25 protein-coding genes and 1 pseudogene are annotated in these 19,688 nt (G+C 40.6%); 25 read left to right on the top strand and 1 reads right to left on the bottom strand.

Annotation, left to right across the window (positions count from 1 at the left end; genetic code table 11):
• The first annotated feature begins 308 nt into the window (after positions 1-308).
• The 20 genes and pseudogenes from JCM14374_RS14940 to JCM14374_RS15855 form a co-directional block, all read left to right on the top strand.
• A complete protein-coding gene (locus tag JCM14374_RS14940) occupies positions 309-1,052 on the top strand; it encodes a hypothetical protein (RefSeq protein ID WP_054697623.1) in 744 nt (247 codons plus the stop codon).
• Positions 956-1,699: an N-6 DNA methylase gene (locus tag JCM14374_RS15860; RefSeq protein WP_369397374.1), complete on the top strand. Its 744-nt coding sequence runs from the start codon at positions 956-958 to the stop codon at positions 1,697-1,699. Before JCM14374_RS14940 ends, JCM14374_RS15860 begins: the two co-directional genes overlap by 97 nt.
• A gap of 62 nt (positions 1,700-1,761) precedes the next feature.
• The gene (locus JCM14374_RS11715) at positions 1,762-3,453 is read left to right on the top strand and encodes an Eco57I restriction-modification methylase domain-containing protein (RefSeq protein WP_157049104.1); all 1,692 of its coding nucleotides are present in this window, start codon (positions 1,762-1,764) and stop codon (positions 3,451-3,453) included.
• A 174-nt stretch (positions 3,454-3,627) separates the two neighbouring features.
• Positions 3,628-4,143 carry a copper amine oxidase N-terminal domain-containing protein gene (locus tag JCM14374_RS11710; RefSeq protein WP_054697615.1) on the top strand — a complete coding sequence of 172 codons (516 nt, stop codon included), beginning with the start codon at positions 3,628-3,630 and terminating at the stop codon, positions 4,141-4,143.
• 38 nt (positions 4,144-4,181) lie between these two features.
• Complete coding sequence (locus JCM14374_RS11705) at positions 4,182-4,553, top strand: hypothetical protein (RefSeq protein ID WP_054697612.1); 372 nt, start codon at positions 4,182-4,184, stop codon at positions 4,551-4,553.
• 70 nt (positions 4,554-4,623) lie between these two features.
• On the top strand, positions 4,624-5,820 hold the full coding sequence (locus JCM14374_RS11700; RefSeq protein ID WP_054697609.1) for a hypothetical protein: 1,197 nt from the start codon (positions 4,624-4,626) through the stop codon (positions 5,818-5,820).
• Positions 5,817-6,080 carry a hypothetical protein gene (locus JCM14374_RS11695; RefSeq protein WP_054697606.1) on the top strand — a complete coding sequence of 88 codons (264 nt, stop codon included), beginning with the start codon at positions 5,817-5,819 and terminating at the stop codon, positions 6,078-6,080. The genes JCM14374_RS11700 and JCM14374_RS11695 overlap by 4 nt, the downstream gene beginning before the upstream one ends.
• 1,011 nt (positions 6,081-7,091) lie before the next feature.
• On the top strand, positions 7,092-7,523 hold the full coding sequence (locus JCM14374_RS11685) for a TadE/TadG family type IV pilus assembly protein (RefSeq protein ID WP_054697600.1): 432 nt from the start codon (positions 7,092-7,094) through the stop codon (positions 7,521-7,523).
• A 1-nt stretch (position 7,524) separates the two neighbouring features.
• A complete protein-coding gene (locus JCM14374_RS11680; RefSeq protein WP_054697598.1) occupies positions 7,525-7,911 on the top strand; it encodes a TadE/TadG family type IV pilus assembly protein in 387 nt (128 codons plus the stop codon).
• Complete coding sequence (locus tag JCM14374_RS11675) at positions 7,868-9,013, top strand: TadE/TadG family type IV pilus assembly protein (RefSeq protein WP_083454077.1); 1,146 nt, start codon at positions 7,868-7,870, stop codon at positions 9,011-9,013. Before JCM14374_RS11680 ends, JCM14374_RS11675 begins: the two co-directional genes overlap by 44 nt.
• An 11-nt stretch (positions 9,014-9,024) precedes the next feature.
• A complete protein-coding gene (locus JCM14374_RS11670) occupies positions 9,025-9,246 on the top strand; it encodes a hypothetical protein (protein ID WP_054697594.1) in 222 nt (73 codons plus the stop codon).
• Positions 9,246-9,587 carry a DUF192 domain-containing protein gene (locus JCM14374_RS11665; RefSeq protein ID WP_242848989.1) on the top strand — a complete coding sequence of 114 codons (342 nt, stop codon included), beginning with the start codon at positions 9,246-9,248 and terminating at the stop codon, positions 9,585-9,587. Before JCM14374_RS11670 ends, JCM14374_RS11665 begins: the two co-directional genes overlap by 1 nt.
• 38 nt (positions 9,588-9,625) lie before the next feature.
• Positions 9,626-10,435 (top strand): type II secretion system F family protein, encoded by an 810-nt coding sequence (locus JCM14374_RS11660; RefSeq protein ID WP_054697591.1) that lies wholly within the window; start codon positions 9,626-9,628, stop codon positions 10,433-10,435.
• A gap of 25 nt (positions 10,436-10,460) precedes the next feature.
• Positions 10,461-10,655, top strand: a complete 195-nt coding sequence (locus tag JCM14374_RS11655; protein WP_054697587.1) for a Flp family type IVb pilin — start codon at positions 10,461-10,463, stop codon at positions 10,653-10,655.
• A 127-nt stretch (positions 10,656-10,782) separates the two neighbouring features.
• Complete coding sequence (locus tag JCM14374_RS11650; protein ID WP_157049103.1) at positions 10,783-11,394, top strand: hypothetical protein; 612 nt, start codon at positions 10,783-10,785, stop codon at positions 11,392-11,394.
• 10 nt (positions 11,395-11,404) lie between these two features.
• The gene (locus tag JCM14374_RS11645) at positions 11,405-12,097 is read left to right on the top strand and encodes an SAF domain-containing protein (RefSeq protein ID WP_054697581.1); all 693 of its coding nucleotides are present in this window, start codon (positions 11,405-11,407) and stop codon (positions 12,095-12,097) included.
• A complete protein-coding gene (locus tag JCM14374_RS11640; RefSeq protein WP_054697578.1) occupies positions 12,097-12,828 on the top strand; it encodes a CpaE/TadZ family protein in 732 nt (243 codons plus the stop codon). The genes JCM14374_RS11645 and JCM14374_RS11640 overlap by 1 nt, the downstream gene beginning before the upstream one ends.
• Entirely contained in the window at positions 12,828-14,186 is a 1,359-nt protein-coding gene (locus JCM14374_RS11635) for a TadA family conjugal transfer-associated ATPase (protein ID WP_054697576.1), read from the top strand. Before JCM14374_RS11640 ends, JCM14374_RS11635 begins: the two co-directional genes overlap by 1 nt.
• Positions 14,174-15,010 carry a type II secretion system F family protein gene (locus JCM14374_RS11630; RefSeq protein ID WP_054697573.1) on the top strand — a complete coding sequence of 279 codons (837 nt, stop codon included), beginning with the start codon at positions 14,174-14,176 and terminating at the stop codon, positions 15,008-15,010. The genes JCM14374_RS11635 and JCM14374_RS11630 overlap by 13 nt, the downstream gene beginning before the upstream one ends.
• Positions 15,000-15,182, top strand: a pseudogene (locus JCM14374_RS15855) (J domain-containing protein); the annotation flags it as partial. The gene JCM14374_RS11630 and the pseudogene JCM14374_RS15855, both read left to right, overlap by 11 nt.
• 27 nt (positions 15,183-15,209) lie before the next feature.
• Here the strand turns inward: JCM14374_RS15855 and JCM14374_RS14930 are convergent.
• On the bottom strand, positions 15,210-15,368 hold the full coding sequence (locus JCM14374_RS14930; protein ID WP_242848988.1) for a hypothetical protein: 159 nt from the start codon (positions 15,366-15,368) through the stop codon (positions 15,210-15,212).
• Between the two features lie 115 nt (positions 15,369-15,483).
• On the opposite strand from JCM14374_RS14930, the gene JCM14374_RS11620 reads away from it, so the two are divergent.
• From JCM14374_RS11620 to JCM14374_RS11600, 5 genes are read left to right on the top strand one after another with little or no spacing between them, the layout of a single operon-like run.
• Complete coding sequence (locus JCM14374_RS11620; protein ID WP_054697567.1) at positions 15,484-16,452, top strand: hypothetical protein; 969 nt, start codon at positions 15,484-15,486, stop codon at positions 16,450-16,452.
• A gap of 2 nt (positions 16,453-16,454) precedes the next feature.
• Positions 16,455-17,501, top strand: a complete 1,047-nt coding sequence (locus tag JCM14374_RS11615) for a CpaE/TadZ family protein (protein ID WP_054697563.1) — start codon at positions 16,455-16,457, stop codon at positions 17,499-17,501.
• Between the two features lie 49 nt (positions 17,502-17,550).
• Positions 17,551-18,072 carry an A24 family peptidase gene (locus tag JCM14374_RS11610; RefSeq protein WP_083454074.1) on the top strand — a complete coding sequence of 174 codons (522 nt, stop codon included), beginning with the start codon at positions 17,551-17,553 and terminating at the stop codon, positions 18,070-18,072.
• A gap of 39 nt (positions 18,073-18,111) precedes the next feature.
• Complete coding sequence (locus tag JCM14374_RS11605; protein ID WP_054697557.1) at positions 18,112-18,924, top strand: hypothetical protein; 813 nt, start codon at positions 18,112-18,114, stop codon at positions 18,922-18,924.
• Positions 18,921-19,688 carry an SAF domain-containing protein gene (locus tag JCM14374_RS11600; RefSeq protein WP_054697554.1) on the top strand — a complete coding sequence of 256 codons (768 nt, stop codon included), beginning with the start codon at positions 18,921-18,923 and terminating at the stop codon, positions 19,686-19,688. Before JCM14374_RS11605 ends, JCM14374_RS11600 begins: the two co-directional genes overlap by 4 nt.

Here is a 19,688-nt window from a genome sequence, read left to right as displayed (position 1 = left end):
TGTGTCGACACTTCTAACCTGGGCTCTTATTTTTGATGCCAAAGGCCCAACGAATGATTTCACATCATCAACCGATTCGAACTCATTTTGTTGAAGCTTTTCCTTGAGTACAGAGAGCTTGTCAGAACCGACAAGCCAGAGATAGCTTTTGGAAAGCCCCTCCTTCAGCACTCTTACGATATAAGTATTCTCATTAAATTCAACTACAAATTCGATAATATCCCTATCAAGAAAAAAGTCATCTGGTTGGATACTCTGATTTTCAAATATTGTTGGATGTATAGTAAAGTGTTTCCGGGGGTGTGACGTTGACAATAGGAAATGAAATAATAAATAACTTAACAACGAAGCTTATTTTAGAAGCAGGGAAGGCTTCTACTGAAGAAGATATAAGGGTAGGTTTTGAGAATTCTTTCAAGACGTATGTACCCCAAACTGGAATTGAATATGATGCAAATTACGAGAAAAGGGTAAAAAGCGGACGGGTAGATGCCCTATTCCGACATCTTGTTGTTGAATACAAAGAGCCACACTTGTTTGAAAGCCCTGGCGAATACAATAAGGCCGCAAACCAAGCCCTAAAATATATAAAAGCACTTGCCTCCGAAAACCTGGAAGATGACTCCGATTATATAGCTATGTTTACTGATGGCTTTGTTATTGGTTTTACCAGGTTTACATGTGATGGCGATAAAGTAATATCAACTCCCCGGCCTATCAATGAAGAATCAGTTCATACTCTTGTTGAATATATGCATGCCCTCAATTTCAAAGCGCTTTCAGCAAACAACATTTTAGCTGATTTTGGCCCTAATAGTCCTGTTACTAGACGTGCTGTTAATGCATTGTGGGAGGCTTTTGCAAACAAGAAAGACCGGCGCTCTAGTATGTTTTTCTTAGAATGGCAGCGCTTTTCGGGCAGGTTTCAGGCTTCGGAAAAAATTCTGGGCCTGAAATGCAGATTAAGTCCGAAGCTCAACGTTTCGGAATTGATATCGGAACCCAGTATACTGAGTTCGTATTCATTCTTCACAGTTATTACTCTCTTTTAATCAAACTTATAGCCTTATTTATCCTGCAATCAATAAAGAATAATGGATTTGAACTGTCAGGGACATTTGCAGATGCTACTCTTGAAGACCGACTGACTATTATGCAAGAAATGGAAAATGGTACTGCGTTTAAAAACCTTGGAATATCCAATTTTTTAGAAGGAGATTTCTTTTCCTGGTACTTAAATGAATGGAATGAGGACATTTCCAATTCAATTAAAGAAATTGTCACAAATCTTTGTGAATATGAGCCTTCCACACCAGCTTTAATGCCAGAAGCAGTTCGTGACCTTTTAAAACTACTATACGAGCAACTACTTCCAAAAACTATTCGACATGACTTAGGTGAGTTTTATACTCCAGATTGGCTGGCACAGCATACAATAAATTCATCAGGAATGAAGCCATCTGATAAAGTGTTAGACCCTACGTGTGGCTCAGGGACATTCCTGATATTAACTATTAAAGAAAAAATAAGTAAACTTAAAACGATTTTGCCACCTGATAAATTAGTTGAACATATTCTTACCCACGTTTATGGGTTTGACCTTAACCCTTTAGCTGTAATAGCTAGTAGAACTAATTATATTATGCTATCGGTGATTTACTGCAATATGTTGATAATATTGAAATCCCAGTTTATCTAACAGATGCTATATTTTCACCCCAAAAAGAAGCTGGAAAATATACATACCGATTGGACACTGATATGGGTACAATTGACCTTAATCTACCTGAACAAATTGTTACGGACGGAAATTTGGGTATTTGTTTAATCGAGATTGAAAACATGGTCGTTCAAACTTCGGAAGGACTGATATCTGAAGATGAAGCCAAATGCTTGCTAACAGAGTTCTTAGATGCTTTAGGAATAGTAGCTGCTTCAAATGAGGTCATACATTTATACACAAAAATCCTTGATTTAGAACGAAAGAATTGGAATAGAATATGGTGTCGAATAATTAAGAACCATTTTGCATCAGCGTCATTAAATGACTTTGATGTAATTGTAGGCAATCCCCCATGGTTAAGATGGTCAAGCTTACCAGAGACTTATCGAAATACTATAAAACCGTTCTGCGTCCAATATGGATTGTTCTCTTCCGATAACTTTGTTGGAGGGATTGAATCCGATATATCCACTATGGTGTTATACACAGCCGCTCAAAAATGGCTAAGAACAGGAGGGCGTCTGGCTTTTCTCATTACTAGAACAGTATTTAAAACTGAATCATCTGAAGGTTTTCGGAAGTTTAGAGTTCCCAATGACCAGACTCTTCAGTTTAGGGTTATCAAGGTTGAAGATTTCACAGATTTAAAACCCTTTGAGGGGGCAACTAACAAACCTGCTCTAGTCGTTATTGAAAAAGGGAAGAAGACAAAATATCCAGTTAAGTGGACGGTTTGGAAGCGAATCAATAGAAATCCAATTGGTGATTCTTATGATCTGAAAGAGGTTAAGAGAGAAACCGATGTTGTAAAACTTGTTGCCCATCCTTTAAAAAACGAAGGAGACCCTTGGCTTACTGTTCTTCCTTCACTTTTAGACCAATGTCTTGCGTTAGTAAGAAAAGACGAAAGCGATTACTACCTTGCTCGCAAAGGTATTTGTACTGACTGTAACGGGATTTATTACGGAAATATATTAAGTAAAAGAGGAAAACAACAGGTAACTTTTGAGAATTCACCCGAACTCGGCAGAAATAATAAAGTAACAAAAGTGAGGGCTAACATCGAGAAGAGCCTTATCTACCCAATTGCACGAGGACGAGAAGTATCGGCCTTTCATTGGAATTTCTCAGGGGTTTATGGTATTGTACCACAGTCTGGGATGGACGGATTTCCTAGACTTACAATGTTAAGACAATATCCAAAAGCACTGAACTTTTTCAACAACTTTAATGCTATACTACCAACACGGGCCAGTTTTAGGCGTTACCATCTAAAACGAAACGCTCCTATCTATTCATGCTGGAATGTCGGACCTTATACTTTTTCCCCCTACAAAGTTGCATGGGCTGAGATTTCTGGCAAGTTTAGCGCATGTGTTATATCCAGCTTTAATTCGGAGTATTGGGATAATCCAAGGGTTATTATCCCAGACCACAAATTATATTTTGTTCCACTAGATAACGAACAAGAAGCACATTATCTTTGTGCGTTTCTGAATGCTCCACAGGTAGCGGATTTTATTCACGGATATGTTGAAAATACTCAGATTGGTACTCACATTACGGAGTACCTTGATATTCCAAAGTTTAATGCGAAGAGAAAGACACATATCCAATTATCAGAAATATCTCAAAATGCTCACCAGGGTGCTATTGATAGCGAGGAAGCTGTTTCGAGAATAGAGGTAATTGTAAAAAGAGTACTAAAACGTAAGAGTACTAAATCATAAGCAGTTAATTGAGGATTTTGCTATTATGCAAAATCCTCAAGTTAAACACATAACCCCTGTTAAAATCAGGGGTTTTTTCTTTTTCTGAACCCCTGTATATGGTAAAATAAAGAAAGGAGGTCTACTGCCAATAACTATCCCCCCGGGGAAATAAAATAAACGGAGGTAATCAAGGTGAAGAAACTAAAAATATTTGCGCTGATAATCATGTTAGCTTTTCTGGTTTCAGGCAACGTTAATACGAACGCCGATGAAACCGTAAGTACGCCTAATAAGTTAATAGTATTCAAAATCGGCCATAACAAATACTACACTCAGGATATAGGTTCAACCGAAGTAAAGACCGTCCAGATGGATACCGCGCCCTTTATAAAAGACAGCAGAACCTATGTACCCGTTCGTTTCCTGGGCAACGCCCTGGGAGTAAGCGACAGTAACATCGCCTGGGACAATTCCGCCAGGAAGGCTGTTTTACAGGGCAGAAGCAAACTGACGCTGACCATCGGCAGTAAGACCATGCAGAAGAACAACGAGAATATTGTCATGGATGTGGCTCCGTTGATAGCCAACCCCGGCAGGACTATGCTCCCTGCCCGTTATGTAGCTGAAGGTTTAGGCTTCAAAGTCGAATGGGACGCGGCCAAACAGCTAGTCATAGCCTACCCCGAAGACCAGCCAAACCTGACATAGAGAACATATTAAAAGAACTGAACAACAGCTCTATCACCGTGCAGGACCTGGGGAATGCAACCGGGGTACAGAAAATTGAAGCGAAAGGATATGAACTTGGTTTGGGTAATCACCCTAACGATCCAACCATGTTTATAAATATTAGTGATGGTAGCTGGCCAAAGCAAAACATCCGCGTAGTCTGCACCAGCCACCCGGAGTTTAATACAGCCAAATGGTGGAGGCCCGATGGTACACGAAAAGAACGGCCCCAGGACGTCTGGACGAATGATTATATGCTGTTTCGAGATGGCTATACTTCCAATCCCAAGTCTGGCATGACCGTAACTTTTGATATTTACGGCGGCTACAACGGCGATGAAAGCTACGAAGGCGTAAAGATAGCCACCATCCGCAAAACGCTCCCCTAAGTCCGGTTGTTGACCAATTGCGAAGGGGCCAGAAATGGCCTCTTTTTATTTATGAAAGGAGTGAAATACCTTGAGAAAACTAATATGTTTTATCCTCATGACAGTGTTTCTAATGGCAAACTGTTTGCCGGTTTTAGCTGACGGAATTGGCGATAATCAGCGTTCAGATTATCCAGGGGTAATTGATTATAAATATCACGATATTGGCCTTACTCCAGACCACAAGAAGCCCTCTGCCGGGTTTTCGCTGCAGATTAAAACCCCGTCCGGCAGTTTACGGGCGGAAACGGTTAAATCAGGTAATATTGAAGGACAACATGAAATTGTTAATGATCAGGATTCTCCAACAATCAGCGCATCTATAGGTGACAGTATAGTAATTAGTGATCGCTGTACCAAAGGAACCGGCAGTATAATCAACCAGTACGACATCCAGTATAGATTCGTACCTGAAGGATCAAACCGGGAAGACTGCGAAATACATTCCCAGATAGTCAGTAATTTCAATGCGGTGAAAAACATCATAGAAAAACTGCCCTTAAACGAAAAAGGGACTTATGAAATCTTTATGGCCGTGGCCGACAACGCGCCCTGTTTGCCGGGAGCCGTAAACTGGTCGGCCAACGGGAATTTCAGAACGATTAACACGTCCAATAAAAACTTCCCCAACGGGATATTCTGGTACTTCACTGAAGCGTTAGTCAAAGTAGGAGCAGGTTCCCCTGATTTCTACCCCACGCCCGAAGGCTCAACCGAATGGAAAGAAGAATACAAAGACCCGGCCAGGGCCGCAAAGACTTATGAATATGAGCAGGGAGCAACCGAAATAACCTTCCCGGTCACTCTCCGCAACTCTGGAGAAAAAGCCGTAACCGATTTTAGGGCCGTATGGTACGGCCAGGGCAGCGATCCGACAGCAGGCTGGCAGGGTACGAATCCCGCGTGGAAGTCAGACCCGGCAGAAATCGAATTAGACAAAAACGGAGAGCAGACATTTAATATAACGGTTCCCCTGCCGGTTCCAGATGGCAGTAAAGGCTTGCTGGCGTTTAAATGCAATGTAAACGGCAATACCCCTGCAACCGAAACCAACCAGGAAAACAATCTTATGTTTATACAGATCAAGCCCAAAGGCGTGGATATAAAAGTAGTTCAGCCGACCCAGCCGAGGGTGTTTAAATTAAAACCGGGGAAATCCGTAACAATAGACATCCCGTATGTTGTTGTAAGCTGGACAAATCCGACATACCCGTTCAGGTTGATGTGACAGCGACATATCCAGGCGGCGTTGACAAAGATAAACCGTCACTCAGTAATAATTATCATAGAAAAGATTACAACGCCCACATAACCCTTAATAAAGTAGGCACATATGCTCTCAAAGTAACAGCCTGGCCGGTAGGGGTTGAAGACATTGACCCCAGCAATAACACAGGGCAGACAACTATCATCATAAAGGCCGATGAATCTTACAACGCGGAAAAAATAAATTCTGACAACCAGACCAGGGTGAATCTCAGAAGTTAGAACAATAAAGGGCAGTATCTAATAAGGTACTGCCCTTTATTTATGGTCTGCATTATCTAGAGCATATACTACGGCGCTTAACCCATTACAGATTACATATCTGTCTTTGGACGTATTACGCAGTAGGCATAACCAGTATAAATCAGTAGCTGTTCCATACAACTGAATTATAAATGTATAGGCAGTAATCAAACAGTAGGATTTGGATATACCAAGAATGCCTTGAAAGAACAAAGTGATACCCAGTATTGCTATTATCCAGAGTGGAGCAATCAAGTCCATAACAAACACTGGTAATCGAACTGGCTTTTGAGGAACGCAATAAGACTTTAAACCAAAGTGGATAACAGGCATATCATGATTCCAAAACCTTAATACGCAATAATGAGAACATTCGTGTAAACACACTAATGGAAACGAGATAATAGAGGCGACGAAAAAGGATTTAGCTGGCACAAAAGGGTTGTTATATAGAAAAAACGGGAGGGCGATTATTATGAAGAAGCTGATTATTAATAAGATGTTTAAGAATTTTGGCAGATTGCATAGATATATTTCAATATTATCATCCGATACAGGCCAAGTTAATCCACATTCCATACCCCTAATGTTATTGGGCAGTTTAATAATCATATGTATTTGTCTCCTTCGTTATTTCCATGTTTTATAAATCTTCAAGGAAAGTAAAAGGGCAGTATCTTCGTTTTGAAATGCTGCTCTTTATTTAAAAGAATGGCAAGGAAAAAACTGCGCTTATACCAATATGAAGCGGGTTCATACGAAAGGGGGGTATTAATAAAAATGCCAAACAACAAAAAATTAAGCCACATGGGGAAACCCTCCAATATATTTCAATTATACTTTCTGAGTCAGGACAGTCTAACCCGTACTCTGTTGTTATTATTTTGTTAGGAGGCATATCTCTTATTATATATTTCCTCAGTTAATAATAACCTGCAATAGAAAATATTAAAAAGCTCCGTTGAGGGGCTTTTTTATTGAGGTGATTTAATGTTAAAAGATCAGCGCGGGCAAACATTAGTAGAGTTTGCCATAGCAATAGTAATACTCTTTTTATTGACCTTCGGATTAATTGGTACAGCATATTGGGGTACGGCTAGTTTTTTAACCCAGGAAATTGCCCATGAAGTAGCAAGGCAATATGCGGTATCTAACAACAAAGAACGTGCTATACATATGGGGCAAACTTATTTAGACCGGTGGGGGTATATATTTATCAGCCCTGACGATATTCAAATAGCAGTAAGTAAAGAATTGGTTGGAAGCAACGGCAATAATATATGGAAATCCACATCAACCATAACAGTTAAACCCCGTATACAGAAGTTTTTTATATATAAGATGCCGACCATAACGAAATATTCCCAGGCCACAATGGAGCATTATATCAACAATCCAGAATTGTATGCAGGGGGGATATGAAATGAAAACCTTAAAGTCACAGAGAGGTTCGATATTAATTGAATTGGTTATGGTTTGCCTGTTATTAGTAACCATAACACTAGGCGTAACGGACATAGTAAATCTTATCCGGGCCGATATTTACTTGCACAAGGTTGTTAGGGAAGGTGCCAGGGGGGCTTCTCTGACTGGAAGTATAGAAGCTGGCAGAAAAATAGCTTACGATTCGGCAGGACAATATTTTGTTACATCTTTGCCCGAAATCACCTTTAACGAGCCTAAAACAAATGTAGTATGTGAAGCCGATTATATTTATAAGCATTTTTCATTTCTAAATACAAACGGGTTGGGAGGTACGGATTTAGATGCGAAAGCCATATATCCGTGGTGGGATGAAAATACTCAATAACCAGCAAGGAAATGTTTTGCTTCTTGGAGTTTTCATGATCTTAGTTATTATGATGTTATTTGCTGGTGCGGTTGAGTTTGGGCGGCTTATGATAGTTCGGGAACAACTTCAAACAGCCGCCGATTCTGCTGCTTTAGCCGGGGCTGGAAGCGGGACTCACAGATATGTAAAAATCAATGTTACTACTGACCGAGGTTTATATCAACCTGAGTGTAGTGAAAAATCTTGTCCTCCATGTTCAAGCTGCGGAACAGTAACTATATCTGGCATAGTAGGCAACGAAAAAGACTTGATTGATGGAGCAGGCTGGCAGGAATTCTGCGTTCCACCCTGTGATTGTTCTCCAGGTGATTGCTGGTTTTCATTAGCAGAACGGCAATTAATGTATGACACTCAATCAATGGAGTGGGGAACAGCCAAAGAAGAAATAGATAACGCAGAAAAAGAAATAACAAAAAGTATGCAGACCGTATTGCCAAAGTATTCGCTTGGATATGAGCAATACATAGCGAGCATGGTATCTGGATTAACCCTGCAGCAAATGTCGGATATGCTTGGAGATATTAATATATGGTTGCCTAAATGGATGGCCGCAGGAGGATGGAACAGTTCCGGATGTTACTACAGAAACTATACATGCAACCAGTGGCGGCAACAAGGTTATACCGTATTTCAAAAATATAATCCCAAGAAAGAAATGATAGACAATATAATTCAATCCTTCAAAAACATCCGAGAAACCAACAACAAAAAAGTAAATAAAGTGGCCGAACAATATACCGAAGCTTCCGAAAGGTTTTTTGAAGTAAATCTTCCTACAAATACGGTTCAATCACAAATAACTAAGCGGAAGGTATATGGATTTGAGAATCAAAAAAGTCCTTATTATCCGTCTGTAGTAATATATGCTTCATCAAAAATCAAAACATTATTCCCGCAATGGTTTGGAAATAGCCTTACAACTAACGTATGTGCTCAAGGTACTACTCAATATCGTGACTACAGTGATCAAATATCGATTTATGGCGACAAGATAAAAACGAGTTTAACCAAAGGCAAATGGAACCGAGTACCCAAAGAAGCCTGTTGGGTAGACTTATAGGAGGGGATTGTTTGCCGAACATTGATGTTTTTACTCCAAATAAGATTTATTTAAGTTATAGCAGAAGCGAACCTAACCAAGAACCATACGAACAAATAATGATAACACTGAAATCGGGTGGCAAAAACGCTACGGGTTTATTTCAGATGGTTTTGTCGGAAGAAGATATACCTGTTTTTTTAGCTTTTGCCGAAAAGGTTAAAAGAATACGCCAAAATCAAGGAGGTAAATAGTGATAATAAACACTACAAAAAATACGATAATTACGCAAACCGAAGAACAGGCCAATACTTTTTTAACTCGTTTAAAAGGTTTATTAGGCAGGAAGTTTTTGCCGCCCGAAAAAGGGATGTTGATATATCCCTGCAAACAAATACACTCTTGTTTTATGAAATTTAATTTTGATGCAATATTTCTGGCCCGGGATAACCGGGTCGTTTTTATTATGGAGGACATAAAGCCCTTTCGGTTTAGCCCTCTAATTCGGGAAGCCTTTGCGGTCCTTGAGCTTCCTGCAGGTACTGTGCGCGATACGCATATCGAAGTTGGCGATCTTTTAGCCCGAAAGGAGTGATCTATCAACAACAGTGCAATGAAGAAAGAGGTGGTTATTTGATTGACTCTGTAGCTGTAGCTAGTATGATGATGGGCGCAGCCATCGCTTTACCGGTAATAAGCAAAAAAGCGCCCAAAATAAACCGGGAAGAAATTTTATGCCGAACCGGTCTGCGAGTGATAACGGAAGAAGAAAAGTCGCTTGTTGCGCTCCAATTAACCAGGGCAGGTATAAATAAACCGCCAGAATATTTACATGGGTTAAAAGTATGCCTGGCTAGTGGTTACTTATTAGGGATGTCATTTATTGGATTGATATTTTCCATATCGCCGCTGTTGATGCTCTTTTTATTAGCGGCAGGTACTCCGTTGATGTGGTTTCTTCCCGGTATGAGGCTTAAACAAAAAATAGCAGCTAGGCAGGCTGAAGCCGGGAACCGTCTTGACGATTTTACAACTTATTTGAGTACCGCTCTCAGCTCTGCGCCTGATATTTTGACAGCTTTGCAAGAAGCAGGTGAAGCAACTGGCGGGGTTTATAAAGAAGAAATTGATAAAGTCCTTAAAGAAAATGCTTCAGGGAAGAATCTGTCAGACGCACTATTTGATTGGGGCGTAAGAATGGACGTAAGGGAAATAAACACCCTTATTAGTACCCTTAATCAGATATATATTCAAGGCGCGAAGGCTTCTGAAAAAATGAAAGAATTCGCGGCCCAGGTGAGAATATCCAAGCAGAATAAAATGATGGAGGCTGCTGGCAAACTCAATATTAGGTTGATATTCGTAGTTACTTTTTTTATGTTAATTCCGCTGCTAATGGCTGTAGGGTATCCGGCAGTACATGCGGTTTTAAGTGCTTTTTAACTAAAATAAAAGGAGGACAAACCCAATGACAGGAATGGAAAAATGTAAGGCTATTTTGCGCAACCAACAAGGACAGGGATTATCTGAATACGGTCTTATTATCGGACTAATCGCCATTGTTTGTATCGGCGCACTGGTTGTTTTGGGGCCGACCATAGCTAAAAAGTTTCACATGGTTAATCAGGAAATTGAAAATGCTAAACCACAGACAAGCTTATAAGAATATGGCCGCAAAAAACATACACAATGAGGGCATTATTAATGCCCTCATATTTATATTTGCAGTTATTGTTCTTGTCCTAAAAACATCAGGCGTCCTAACTGTTCCAGGGATAATAGCGGGGTTATTGGCAATATATTTTTGTTTAACTGGACGTTATTTTTATGCCGCCTTAATAGGCGTATCAACGTCAACAGGCAGTTTTATCGCCCAATACATTACCGTATATTGTTCCGGCTGTACTCTTGCTGCCGCTATATTTGGTGTTGCAGGATTGGTTAGTTTAATGCTGTCAGGTACGGATAAACCCGTTTATAGTTTAAGCGTAATTGCCGTAATGGTTATCGGCGTAATGTTTATGATAAACAACCTGCCGCAGTATCACCAAACGCCGGTGATTGCTCAACCCGTAGCCATAGAACGTCAAACGACCAAGGCTGAAAATCAAAAAATCAAAAAACCCATTTTGTATATAACGCCTGATTGTAAGAGCTGCAAAGAAGTCGTTAAACAGTTTATAGCAGCTGATCCCAAAGGAGATAACTGGCAACCTGTAGTAATACCTGCTATTTTATTAGCCCGTGGAGAATCATTACTAAGATCTGATGGGTATAAGGGTGAAGTTTTATCAGCCCCCGAATCGCCAACAGGTTTTGTTCCGCTTTTACAAATAGGCGAAAAAATATATCGGGGGAAAGAAATCAATATCAGCAAAATAGGGAAGGGGGCAGGGCAGTAGGCCCGCACGAATGGAATTTATAAAAAAGAACCTTAGTTTAATTATAGGTATCATAATTGCCGTAATTGCGGCGTTTATTATTTACTTCACAGTTAAGGCAATGTCGCCTACTATGCCGGTAGTGGTAGCAAACCAGAATATGAGGGTAGGAACCGTAATCACAAAGGAAATGCTGACAACCAAAAACTTCCCTGCCGGAAACGTACCAACAACTGCCTTTTCTTCTCCGCAGGAACTAATAGGGAAAAGCGTAATCAACGGCCCGATTGTAGAAGGTGATATAGTACGCAGTGAGCATTTATCGTTAGACGGTTCCCTTATGGCAATATTAAAAACATATGCCAACGGGTGGACGGCAGTTGAATTGCCCGAAGGAACCGGGGCAGGCATGAAAGGCTTAAAGAAAGGCGATAAAATAGACATTTACGGTGAAACGGGGTCAGCACAAGGCAGTATCGTTACAGAGATAGTTAAAAGCGCTGTCATATTATCAGTTCCCGAAGCTGAAGTCCAGACACAGTATGTTGTAGCCGTACCCAGTAATTATGCTGCAAGTATTGCAGAATCTGTAGTACGTTCCAAACATATTGCGATAACTCTACCATCAAAAGAAACATCAGAACCAGTTACCCAGAAAACCACGGACGAACAGGCCAATATAGACACACTTCCAGAAGAACCTAAAACCGAGGGGGGTCAATAATGTTTCCTTTCCCGACATCTCCACAGGAAGCAGGCAAAGGAATATTAATATCCTTCCTGTCGGTAAAGCAAGGTTCTGGGGCAAGCACGTTGGGGTGCATGACAGCTATATGCAGCGCCGGAATCAAACAAGACGTATCTCTGATTGACCTTAACCCAGAGAGCAAGGTACGCGCGTACATGGGGTATCCTGGGTCAGAAGTAACCACTATGTCGGTTTTAAATATAAACAGTGTGTCTACGCCTGATATGATATTCTCTGCCAGCGAACAACATCATACAGGCGTAAGAGTATTTCCTGGAGTGCTGCCTAAAATTACTGATGCTTCATTAATTGATGCAAAACTGGCGATGAAGGCAACGGCTTATCTTAAACAGGTCAGCCCAATAACGATAGCCGTATTAGGGCCGATATATGATGCTTGTTGGGCAGTAACCATGATATCTGATTTGGTTTGTGTAGTGGTACGCCCCGACCGTATAAATATGGACAGTTTCCGCGATACTGTAGAGTTTCTGGGCAGGCTCGGTTGTGCAGGGAGAATAAAGATAATACTAAACCAGCAGAACTATCCCGGTTCGATAGAACCCCAGGGAGCGATAAAATGGTTTTCTCCAGACTATATTGTTCCTTACGACAAACATATAGCAACTCAATGCAACCGCAGGGAATTGAGTCCTGACCGTAAAACCAAAGATATTTTGCTTAAACTTGTAAAGGGGGCTGAATAATGGACACAATGGACAGTTTCCTGATCGGCTCTCTCGCAGTACGTCATGGGCTGATGGAAGAAAATATACAAATTGCAGGCAACGAAGGCGATATAGATTCGCACGATATTCTACCTAAAGAGGTCTACAAACAACTCAGAGACAATGTTCAGTTAGCAGTACAAAAACAGTTTTCATTGGACGAAACTGACCCACAACAAGCCAGAAACCCGGTCACGCGCAGTAAATTCAATAACATTGTAGACTATCAAATCAAAGGCATGAGGCTAGATATTAAAGAACCCGACATACCGATTATAGCCGAAAAATTATTTTCTGATATTTTGGGTTATGGCCCATTGGAGAAATATTTCAACGACCCTGATGTAACCGAGATTAAGGTCAATGCAACGAAAATTAGGGTTGAGAAACATGGTGTTGAAGCCGAAACCCCTGAGAAATTCGACAGTATTGAACAGGGGGTTGATTTAGTAAGGCGCATGATAGCCAAAACCGGGAAACGAATTGACCAGGCTGAACCAAAGGTAGATGCCAGGTTGCATGACGGTTCCCGTTTGAAAGCTCAAATTGCGCCGATAGCGGTAGATGGTTTGTTAATATCTATTCGAAGGTTCAGGCAGGACATTGACAGACTGGCTTTAATAAATGGTGGTGCTATTTCCCCTGCAGTTATGAGATTCCTTGAAATAGCCGTTAAATCCAGGCTAAATATTATGATTGCCGGGGGTACATCATCTGGCAAGACTACATGGTTAAATGTTCTGGCCGGTTTCGTTGATCCTTCGTTATCTATTATAACCATAGAAGATCCTGCTGAACTGCAATTGCAGCATCCAGACGTAAGACGTCTGGAAGCAAGAGACGCAAATATCGAGGGCGAAGGGAGATATACCCTTTCCGATGGCGTAAAAGATGCTCTCCGTATGGCCCCTAAAATAATTATTCTGGGTGAAGTAAGGAGAGAAGAAGCATTTGATCTCCTGCAGGCTATGGGGACAGGGCATGAAGGCTCTATGGGAACTGCTCACTCCAATTCAGCGGAGCATTTACTAAATACCAGGCTGCCTAACATGATCCGAATGGCCAATATGGGATTACCCAACGATGCAATCCTTGAACAAATAGCCGATACTCTTGATATGGTTGTTTATGTTACAAAAGAAAAAGGTGGCCGCAGAAGGTTAGACCACATTGTTGAAATTATTGGACCTGTGAAAGCTGCTGATGGCAGAACTGTGGCTATCAAAAGCAACCGCTTATGGCAGTATAACCGCAGATATGATGATTGGCAGTGGATAGCCCGGGAGTTTAAATTCAAGGAAACCTTTGAGGAGGGTGGATGGGAATGTCCGAATTAGGATTAATTATAGGGTGTTTTCTTATATTTATAGCCCTGGTTGTCATAACACAAGGGTTATCTAATAAATCATCGGGCGTAGCCCTCCACGATGAATGGAAAGAGACCAAAATAAACACTTTGAAATCAGCCCGTAAAAAGAATTTGATAATAGGGTTTGTTGTAAGTATTGCAATAGCCTATATTGTTACTGGCAATATTGCGATTACAATTATCGCTGGCATTGTCGGGGCTAATATAGTTGCAGGCAGGCTTACAGCATCAAAAATTAAAAAGACTCGTGAAATGCTGGAAGAACAATATACACAGGTATTAAATACTATAGTATCCTCATTGCAAGGCGGGGCTAATCCATACCAGGCCCTGGAAGAAACGGTAACGGGCCTGCAGAATCCCGCCAGGGATATATTTATAGAGATAATCCGCAGGAACCGTACCGGTATAAACTACTCGGATGCCCTGCGAATGGCCGCAGAAGAAACGGGCTGGAACGACTTAAAGCAGCTAGAAATGGCTTTTAGATTGTATGACCGTACTGGAAGTAATTTAGTACAAGTTTGCAATCATTTACTCCAGTCTGCTTATGATCGCAGGCATGACCGCAAGTATGTAGCAGCTACTACGGCAAGCATAAGGACTACCACAGGCGTACTCAGTGTCATTCCTTTTGTCATTATGGCATTTATGCGTTTTGTGGCTCCTGATTTTGCTGAACCATTATTTAATACCACAGGGGGATTAATAGTTTTCACTATAATTATTGGGCTTATATATGCAGGTAATAAAGTAGCGCAAAAAATGGTAGTACAGTTGATTGGGGAGTGAACAAAAGGGAGGGATTATTATTAACAGGCATGAAGCCCTCCTTTTGTTAAATCTAGACCCTTTTTATACCCCAGAAGAACTCAAAGAACGCTGGCGATTTCTTGCGAAACGGTATCATCCAGACCTGGGGCATAACCCAGAATATTTTAAACGGCTTTTAGAAGCCTACCAATTTTTGAAACAATACCGTGAGAGTTATTCAGCCAAGCAGGAATGGTTTGATCACGTAAGCCAGGAAAATCAAAGAAAATGTGCCCAGGCAGAAACGCATGAAAACCAGGGCGCTTCTTTTATATACCCATTGTTGTATATCGGGAACTTTACTGATATTAACTGCCTCTGCTAGTTCTCCGCGCATATTACAGCAAATATACGAAGTACAGTTAAAAATATCGGCTTTGAGCGGGAAAATACTCTATATTGTTACGCAAAGGCCATCAAGTCTTTTGTGACGACTTCAAGGAGATGATAAAATGCGGATTTTACTTAACAGAAATCAAAGGGAATGCGATAAATACGCCCTTTTGAGCACTTGCCAGATTGTCAGTTTAGAAAACCAGATTAATACGGATTCCCAGGATGTAATCGTTTTGTTGGAGGGAAACGGGTTTTTTGAAAGCCTAAAAAAAGCAGCAGCGATGAATATACCTGTAGCAGTAATAACTACCAAAGATTCTGAAGAACACTTAAGGGCACGGGAAATAGTACATCCAGAAGCAATTATATACCACGAGGACGGCAAAATTAAATCCTCAAAAAAAGTATTCTCAGAATTACCAGGGGTTAATGTTAAAACCCTTGAAGAAATATCGCAGTATACGTTGGCTAATAAATTATTTCCAGATATATTTATCTGGAAACCAAAAACCGAAGTAAAAGATGAAGTATTTCAGTTCCATTCAGCCGAGCCAAAACAACCAAAAGAGCAACCAATTCAGTTTAAACCCAAAGAAAAACTGGCATATATACCAGCGCAAGCAGATTTACAATCTTATATACAATCAGCAGAAAAGATTATTGCAATATTTAAGACCTCCCCAAGCGCTGATAGCCCGAAAATTGCCCTGGAGTTAGCCAATTGGTTGGGAACAGTTTACCTTAATATATCTCCCAATCCTGCAGCAAGCAGAGGGCCTAATGTTGCTGTTTCAGATGGCAATATCGTTGAATATAATTCGGGCTTTACAATGGGCAAGTATCTGGTTGCTGAAGTGGACGTACAGGTAATCAATGCAATGGAACTGATTTACAATATAGCCGATAAAGTAGTTCATGTTGTATCTGATTTAGAAGAAAGTTTTGAGCCTTTGCGTTCTTGGGTCGATGCAGGTTATCGCCTGGATGTAGCAATACCAGATAATGCTGATAATATAGGCGCATATAAAAAATCATTCCCAACTATGTCTGTCGAGGAATTCGTTAAGAGTTTGGGGAGGCAATAAAAGTGAATGTGTTAGTTTTAGGTAAACCAGAATACAGTGAATACATTACCAGTTTAGGCTATGGCCTGACTTTAGATTATGTTGATGCCATCGCAATAGTAAGCGATTCAACGAATATACAGGCAGTACCAGCGAGCGATAAGCCGTTGGCGATAATATTAAATGGCAGCATTGCTGATTGGCCTGCAAAGCAAAGACATCCGGAAGCATATTTTGTTAAATCTATAAGTGACGTTGGAGAATGGCTCAAAAAACAGCAGCCAGTAATTCAAGAGCAACCGGCACAATGCGATAGGCTTTTAATATTAACCCATTCCAATAAAGGTGGAGTAGGTAAAACGTCAACGGCCATAGCGTTAGCCGAAGTTTTATCACAAAAAACCAAAACTGTATTATGCGATTTTGACTATACCGCCCCAGACATAGGCACGTTTTATTCACTTAAACCAGAAAACTATTTTGAAACTGGTGTTAGACCTTCTCAGGTGACAAATAATTTGTATGTTCTTCCGGCACCGAAGAATATTATACCGGGGACGCTTAAAGAGGAACAGGTATACAATGTAGTGCAGCAATTATCAGACTTTCAAATAATAATAGGCGATACCTCTCCTGCTCCGTGGGATAAACCATATCTGCACAAGTTATTTTCCCACTGCGACCTGGTGTATTCGATTGTAGATCAATCGTTGTTTTCAATGGAAGAAACGAAGCGTTTCGCGCCTACATTAATAGCTATGGGCGTAGCCCCAGAAAACATCAAAATCATAGTTAACAAGTACAGCCCCAGACAGGCCAGTATAAAATCTATAGAGCAGGCATTTTGCGCAGGATTTAAGAAGGGGGCGCCAATGCCTAAAATCGCAGCTTTAATACCCGAAGATTGGGAAAGTCAATTAAAGGCCGCTTACCAGGGAAAGGTTTTAAATAAAGATATTTGGGAAGATGTTAGCAAAGATATATTTAACCGCCTGGGGTTGGAATATGCTGAAATAACATCTCCCCCACCAAAGCGTTTCTTGGATATACTAAAAAGAAAGAAACTGTAACCGGGTAAAGCCCGGTTTTTTATAAGCAAATAAAAAGGAGGGGTACAATATCGAACCTATTTTATGGGGATGCCTAATACCATCAATATATTCCGCCTATACAGATGCAACCAGGAGAAATCTATATGATTACGTTACTATTCCTATTTTTCTTTTAGGCACAGCTTATTCGATATATACGGGCGTTTGGATAAATCATCTTTTAACTGCGTTGGTTGTATTTGTAGTATTTTATTTCTGCGCACTAAAAGGCGGTTTTGCGGGTGGAGATGTAAAGTTCTGCACAGCTTTAGCAGTATGGTTTGGTTATCCGTCAACCTTGTATTTTATAGGACTTGCCAGTATAACTGCTGCTATTTACGGCTCATGCAAACTTTCCAAAATGGGTTTATTTAAACAACGCATTGTTGTTTATTTTAGGGGAGTTTATATGAAAATCGCATATGGCATTAAAGGAGCCATTCCTGAAAACAAGTTACCGGAAAATGATGAAATATGCGAAGAAGCTATTCCGTTTGGCCCGTTTATGGTATTTGCGGCCTGGCTAGTTTACTTAACGCCAATGATTTAGGAGGGGGTAAAACTGAATCTCGCTGAACGAATAAGAGAAATGTCATTAATAGTTGACGAAGAAACTATCGCAGAATCTTTATTGATTCCATTAGACCTGGTAAAAGGCATTCTGACAGGGGAAGTAAACGATGATGCTTTAAAAGAATTCGATACGGCCAAAAACAAAGAAACCGTAGTAGTGGAAAAGAGAATATTAACCAGGGGAAAAGTAATCATGACCATTCAACACGCTCCGCTGGCTGCGGCTATGGGTTTATGTCTTGCCGAAACAAACACTGTGGCAGTAATAGATTTGGAACCATATCCAACAATACCGTTGTATTTAGGAATAGCGATAAAAGAATTGCCTAAGTACGTAAATCTTCTCTGGGATGACAATCTTGACAAGAAAAAATATAAAGAAAACCTGTATATTTATCAGTCTGCAGGCGAGTTGAATATGCCAGGAATAAATGAAGTATTAAAGATATTTCAAACGGTAGTGATAAATTGTTCCGAAGAAAACTGGTCAGAATTAGCACCATATGCTGATGTGATCTATATTACACAGCCACAAAATCAAGTTGGTATTCATAAGTTGTTTCAAATATTTGCCCGCGCTAAAACTTATGAAGAAAAATCACAAGTAGTTTGGATTAAGGGACAATATTCATTGGACGAGACACAGTGTCTTAAAATGTTACGAGGATTTTCGGACATTATGGTTGCCGGGGAAATACCTGAAATGTTTTTGAAAGTGGCACCCCAGGAATATAGCCAAACAGTAATGAAGATCCTGCTGCCGGTGTTTCCAGAACTTAAACCAGAACGTAAAAGCCTGTTGGGGAGATTAAAGGAGATGGTAATTTGAACAAAAAAATGCCGTTAATATTAGCTTTAGTCGTTGGAATCGTGCTATCGGCAGCAGGATATACAATGCTTCAAAAACAGGTTCGGTCGGCTACTGTGACCAAAACCGTTATAACCGCAAAAAGCGATGTAGAAGCCTACTCCGTAATAGATAGTAGCAATTTAATTGAAAAAGAAGTGCCAGCAGCCGTAGTAGATGAAAATACAGTCACAAAAATAGAACAGGTAACAGGTAATATCTGTACTACTCCGATATATGCAGGCAAACCGATTGATTTACGAACTATAGCAGCAAAACCGGATGATATTGGCGATGGCCAGCAGGTAGGAGTATATATTGACGCCGCTCGGTGTGCAGGAGTTACAGAGGGTGATATAGTTGATGTTTATCGTATAGGAGACGAAATGCAGGGAGAAGCCGCCCCATTGATAGCTGTAAATTGCAGAGTTATGCGTATTACTGACGAAAAAGGCGTTCCCGTGAAAGGGGCCTCGGCAATCATACAAGGGGTCAGCGGTGATGTGGGGCTAATGAAAAACCCGCGTATTGTATATTTAACAGTTAAGCCAAACGAAGTTTCTCAAGTGATACAAGGGGCTGTAGACAAAACCAAGAGTTGTTTGGCCTTGGCTAAGAAAAGCAAGGAAACTGAAGTAACTGTTCCGGTAGATGTGCAGGCAGTAAAAACAAAACCCGTAATAAAAAATACAGTAAAACAAACAGAACAACCCGGCTTAACCGAATCCTCAAAGGGGGTATGGTAA

It is taken from the genome of Syntrophomonas palmitatica JCM 14374 (genome assembly GCF_001311885.1).
GTDB classification, from domain to species: domain Bacteria; phylum Bacillota; class Syntrophomonadia; order Syntrophomonadales; family Syntrophomonadaceae; genus Syntrophomonas_A; species Syntrophomonas_A palmitatica.
This window is presented reverse-complemented; position numbering and strand designations above follow the sequence as displayed.

Bases quoted from the DNA above. Each gene is read 5' to 3' on its own strand.
- JCM14374_RS11635 (WP_054697576.1), top strand. From the start codon at position 12,828: ATGGACACAATGGACAGTTTCCTGATCGGCTCTCTCGCAGTACGTCAT.
- JCM14374_RS11640 (WP_054697578.1), top strand. From the start codon at position 12,097: ATGTTTCCTTTCCCGACATCTCCACAGGAAGCAGGCAAAGGAATATTA.
- JCM14374_RS11675 (WP_083454077.1), top strand. From the start codon at position 7,868: ATGCGAAAGCCATATATCCGTGGTGGGATGAAAATACTCAATAACCAG.
- JCM14374_RS14930 (WP_242848988.1), bottom strand. From the start codon at position 15,368: ATGCGCGGAGAACTAGCAGAGGCAGTTAATATCAGTAAAGTTCCCGAT.
- JCM14374_RS11715 (WP_157049104.1), top strand. From the start codon at position 1,762: ATGGGTACAATTGACCTTAATCTACCTGAACAAATTGTTACGGACGGA.
- JCM14374_RS11630 (WP_054697573.1), top strand. From the start codon at position 14,174: ATGTCCGAATTAGGATTAATTATAGGGTGTTTTCTTATATTTATAGCC.
- JCM14374_RS15860 (WP_369397374.1), top strand. From the start codon at position 956: ATGCAGATTAAGTCCGAAGCTCAACGTTTCGGAATTGATATCGGAACC.
- JCM14374_RS11645 (WP_054697581.1), top strand. From the start codon at position 11,405: ATGGAATTTATAAAAAAGAACCTTAGTTTAATTATAGGTATCATAATT.
- JCM14374_RS11605 (WP_054697557.1), top strand. From the start codon at position 18,112: ATGTCATTAATAGTTGACGAAGAAACTATCGCAGAATCTTTATTGATT.
- JCM14374_RS11620 (WP_054697567.1), top strand. From the start codon at position 15,484: ATGCGGATTTTACTTAACAGAAATCAAAGGGAATGCGATAAATACGCC.
- JCM14374_RS11655 (WP_054697587.1), top strand. From the start codon at position 10,461: ATGACAGGAATGGAAAAATGTAAGGCTATTTTGCGCAACCAACAAGGA.
- JCM14374_RS11680 (WP_054697598.1), top strand. From the start codon at position 7,525: ATGAAAACCTTAAAGTCACAGAGAGGTTCGATATTAATTGAATTGGTT.
- JCM14374_RS11685 (WP_054697600.1), top strand. From the start codon at position 7,092: ATGTTAAAAGATCAGCGCGGGCAAACATTAGTAGAGTTTGCCATAGCA.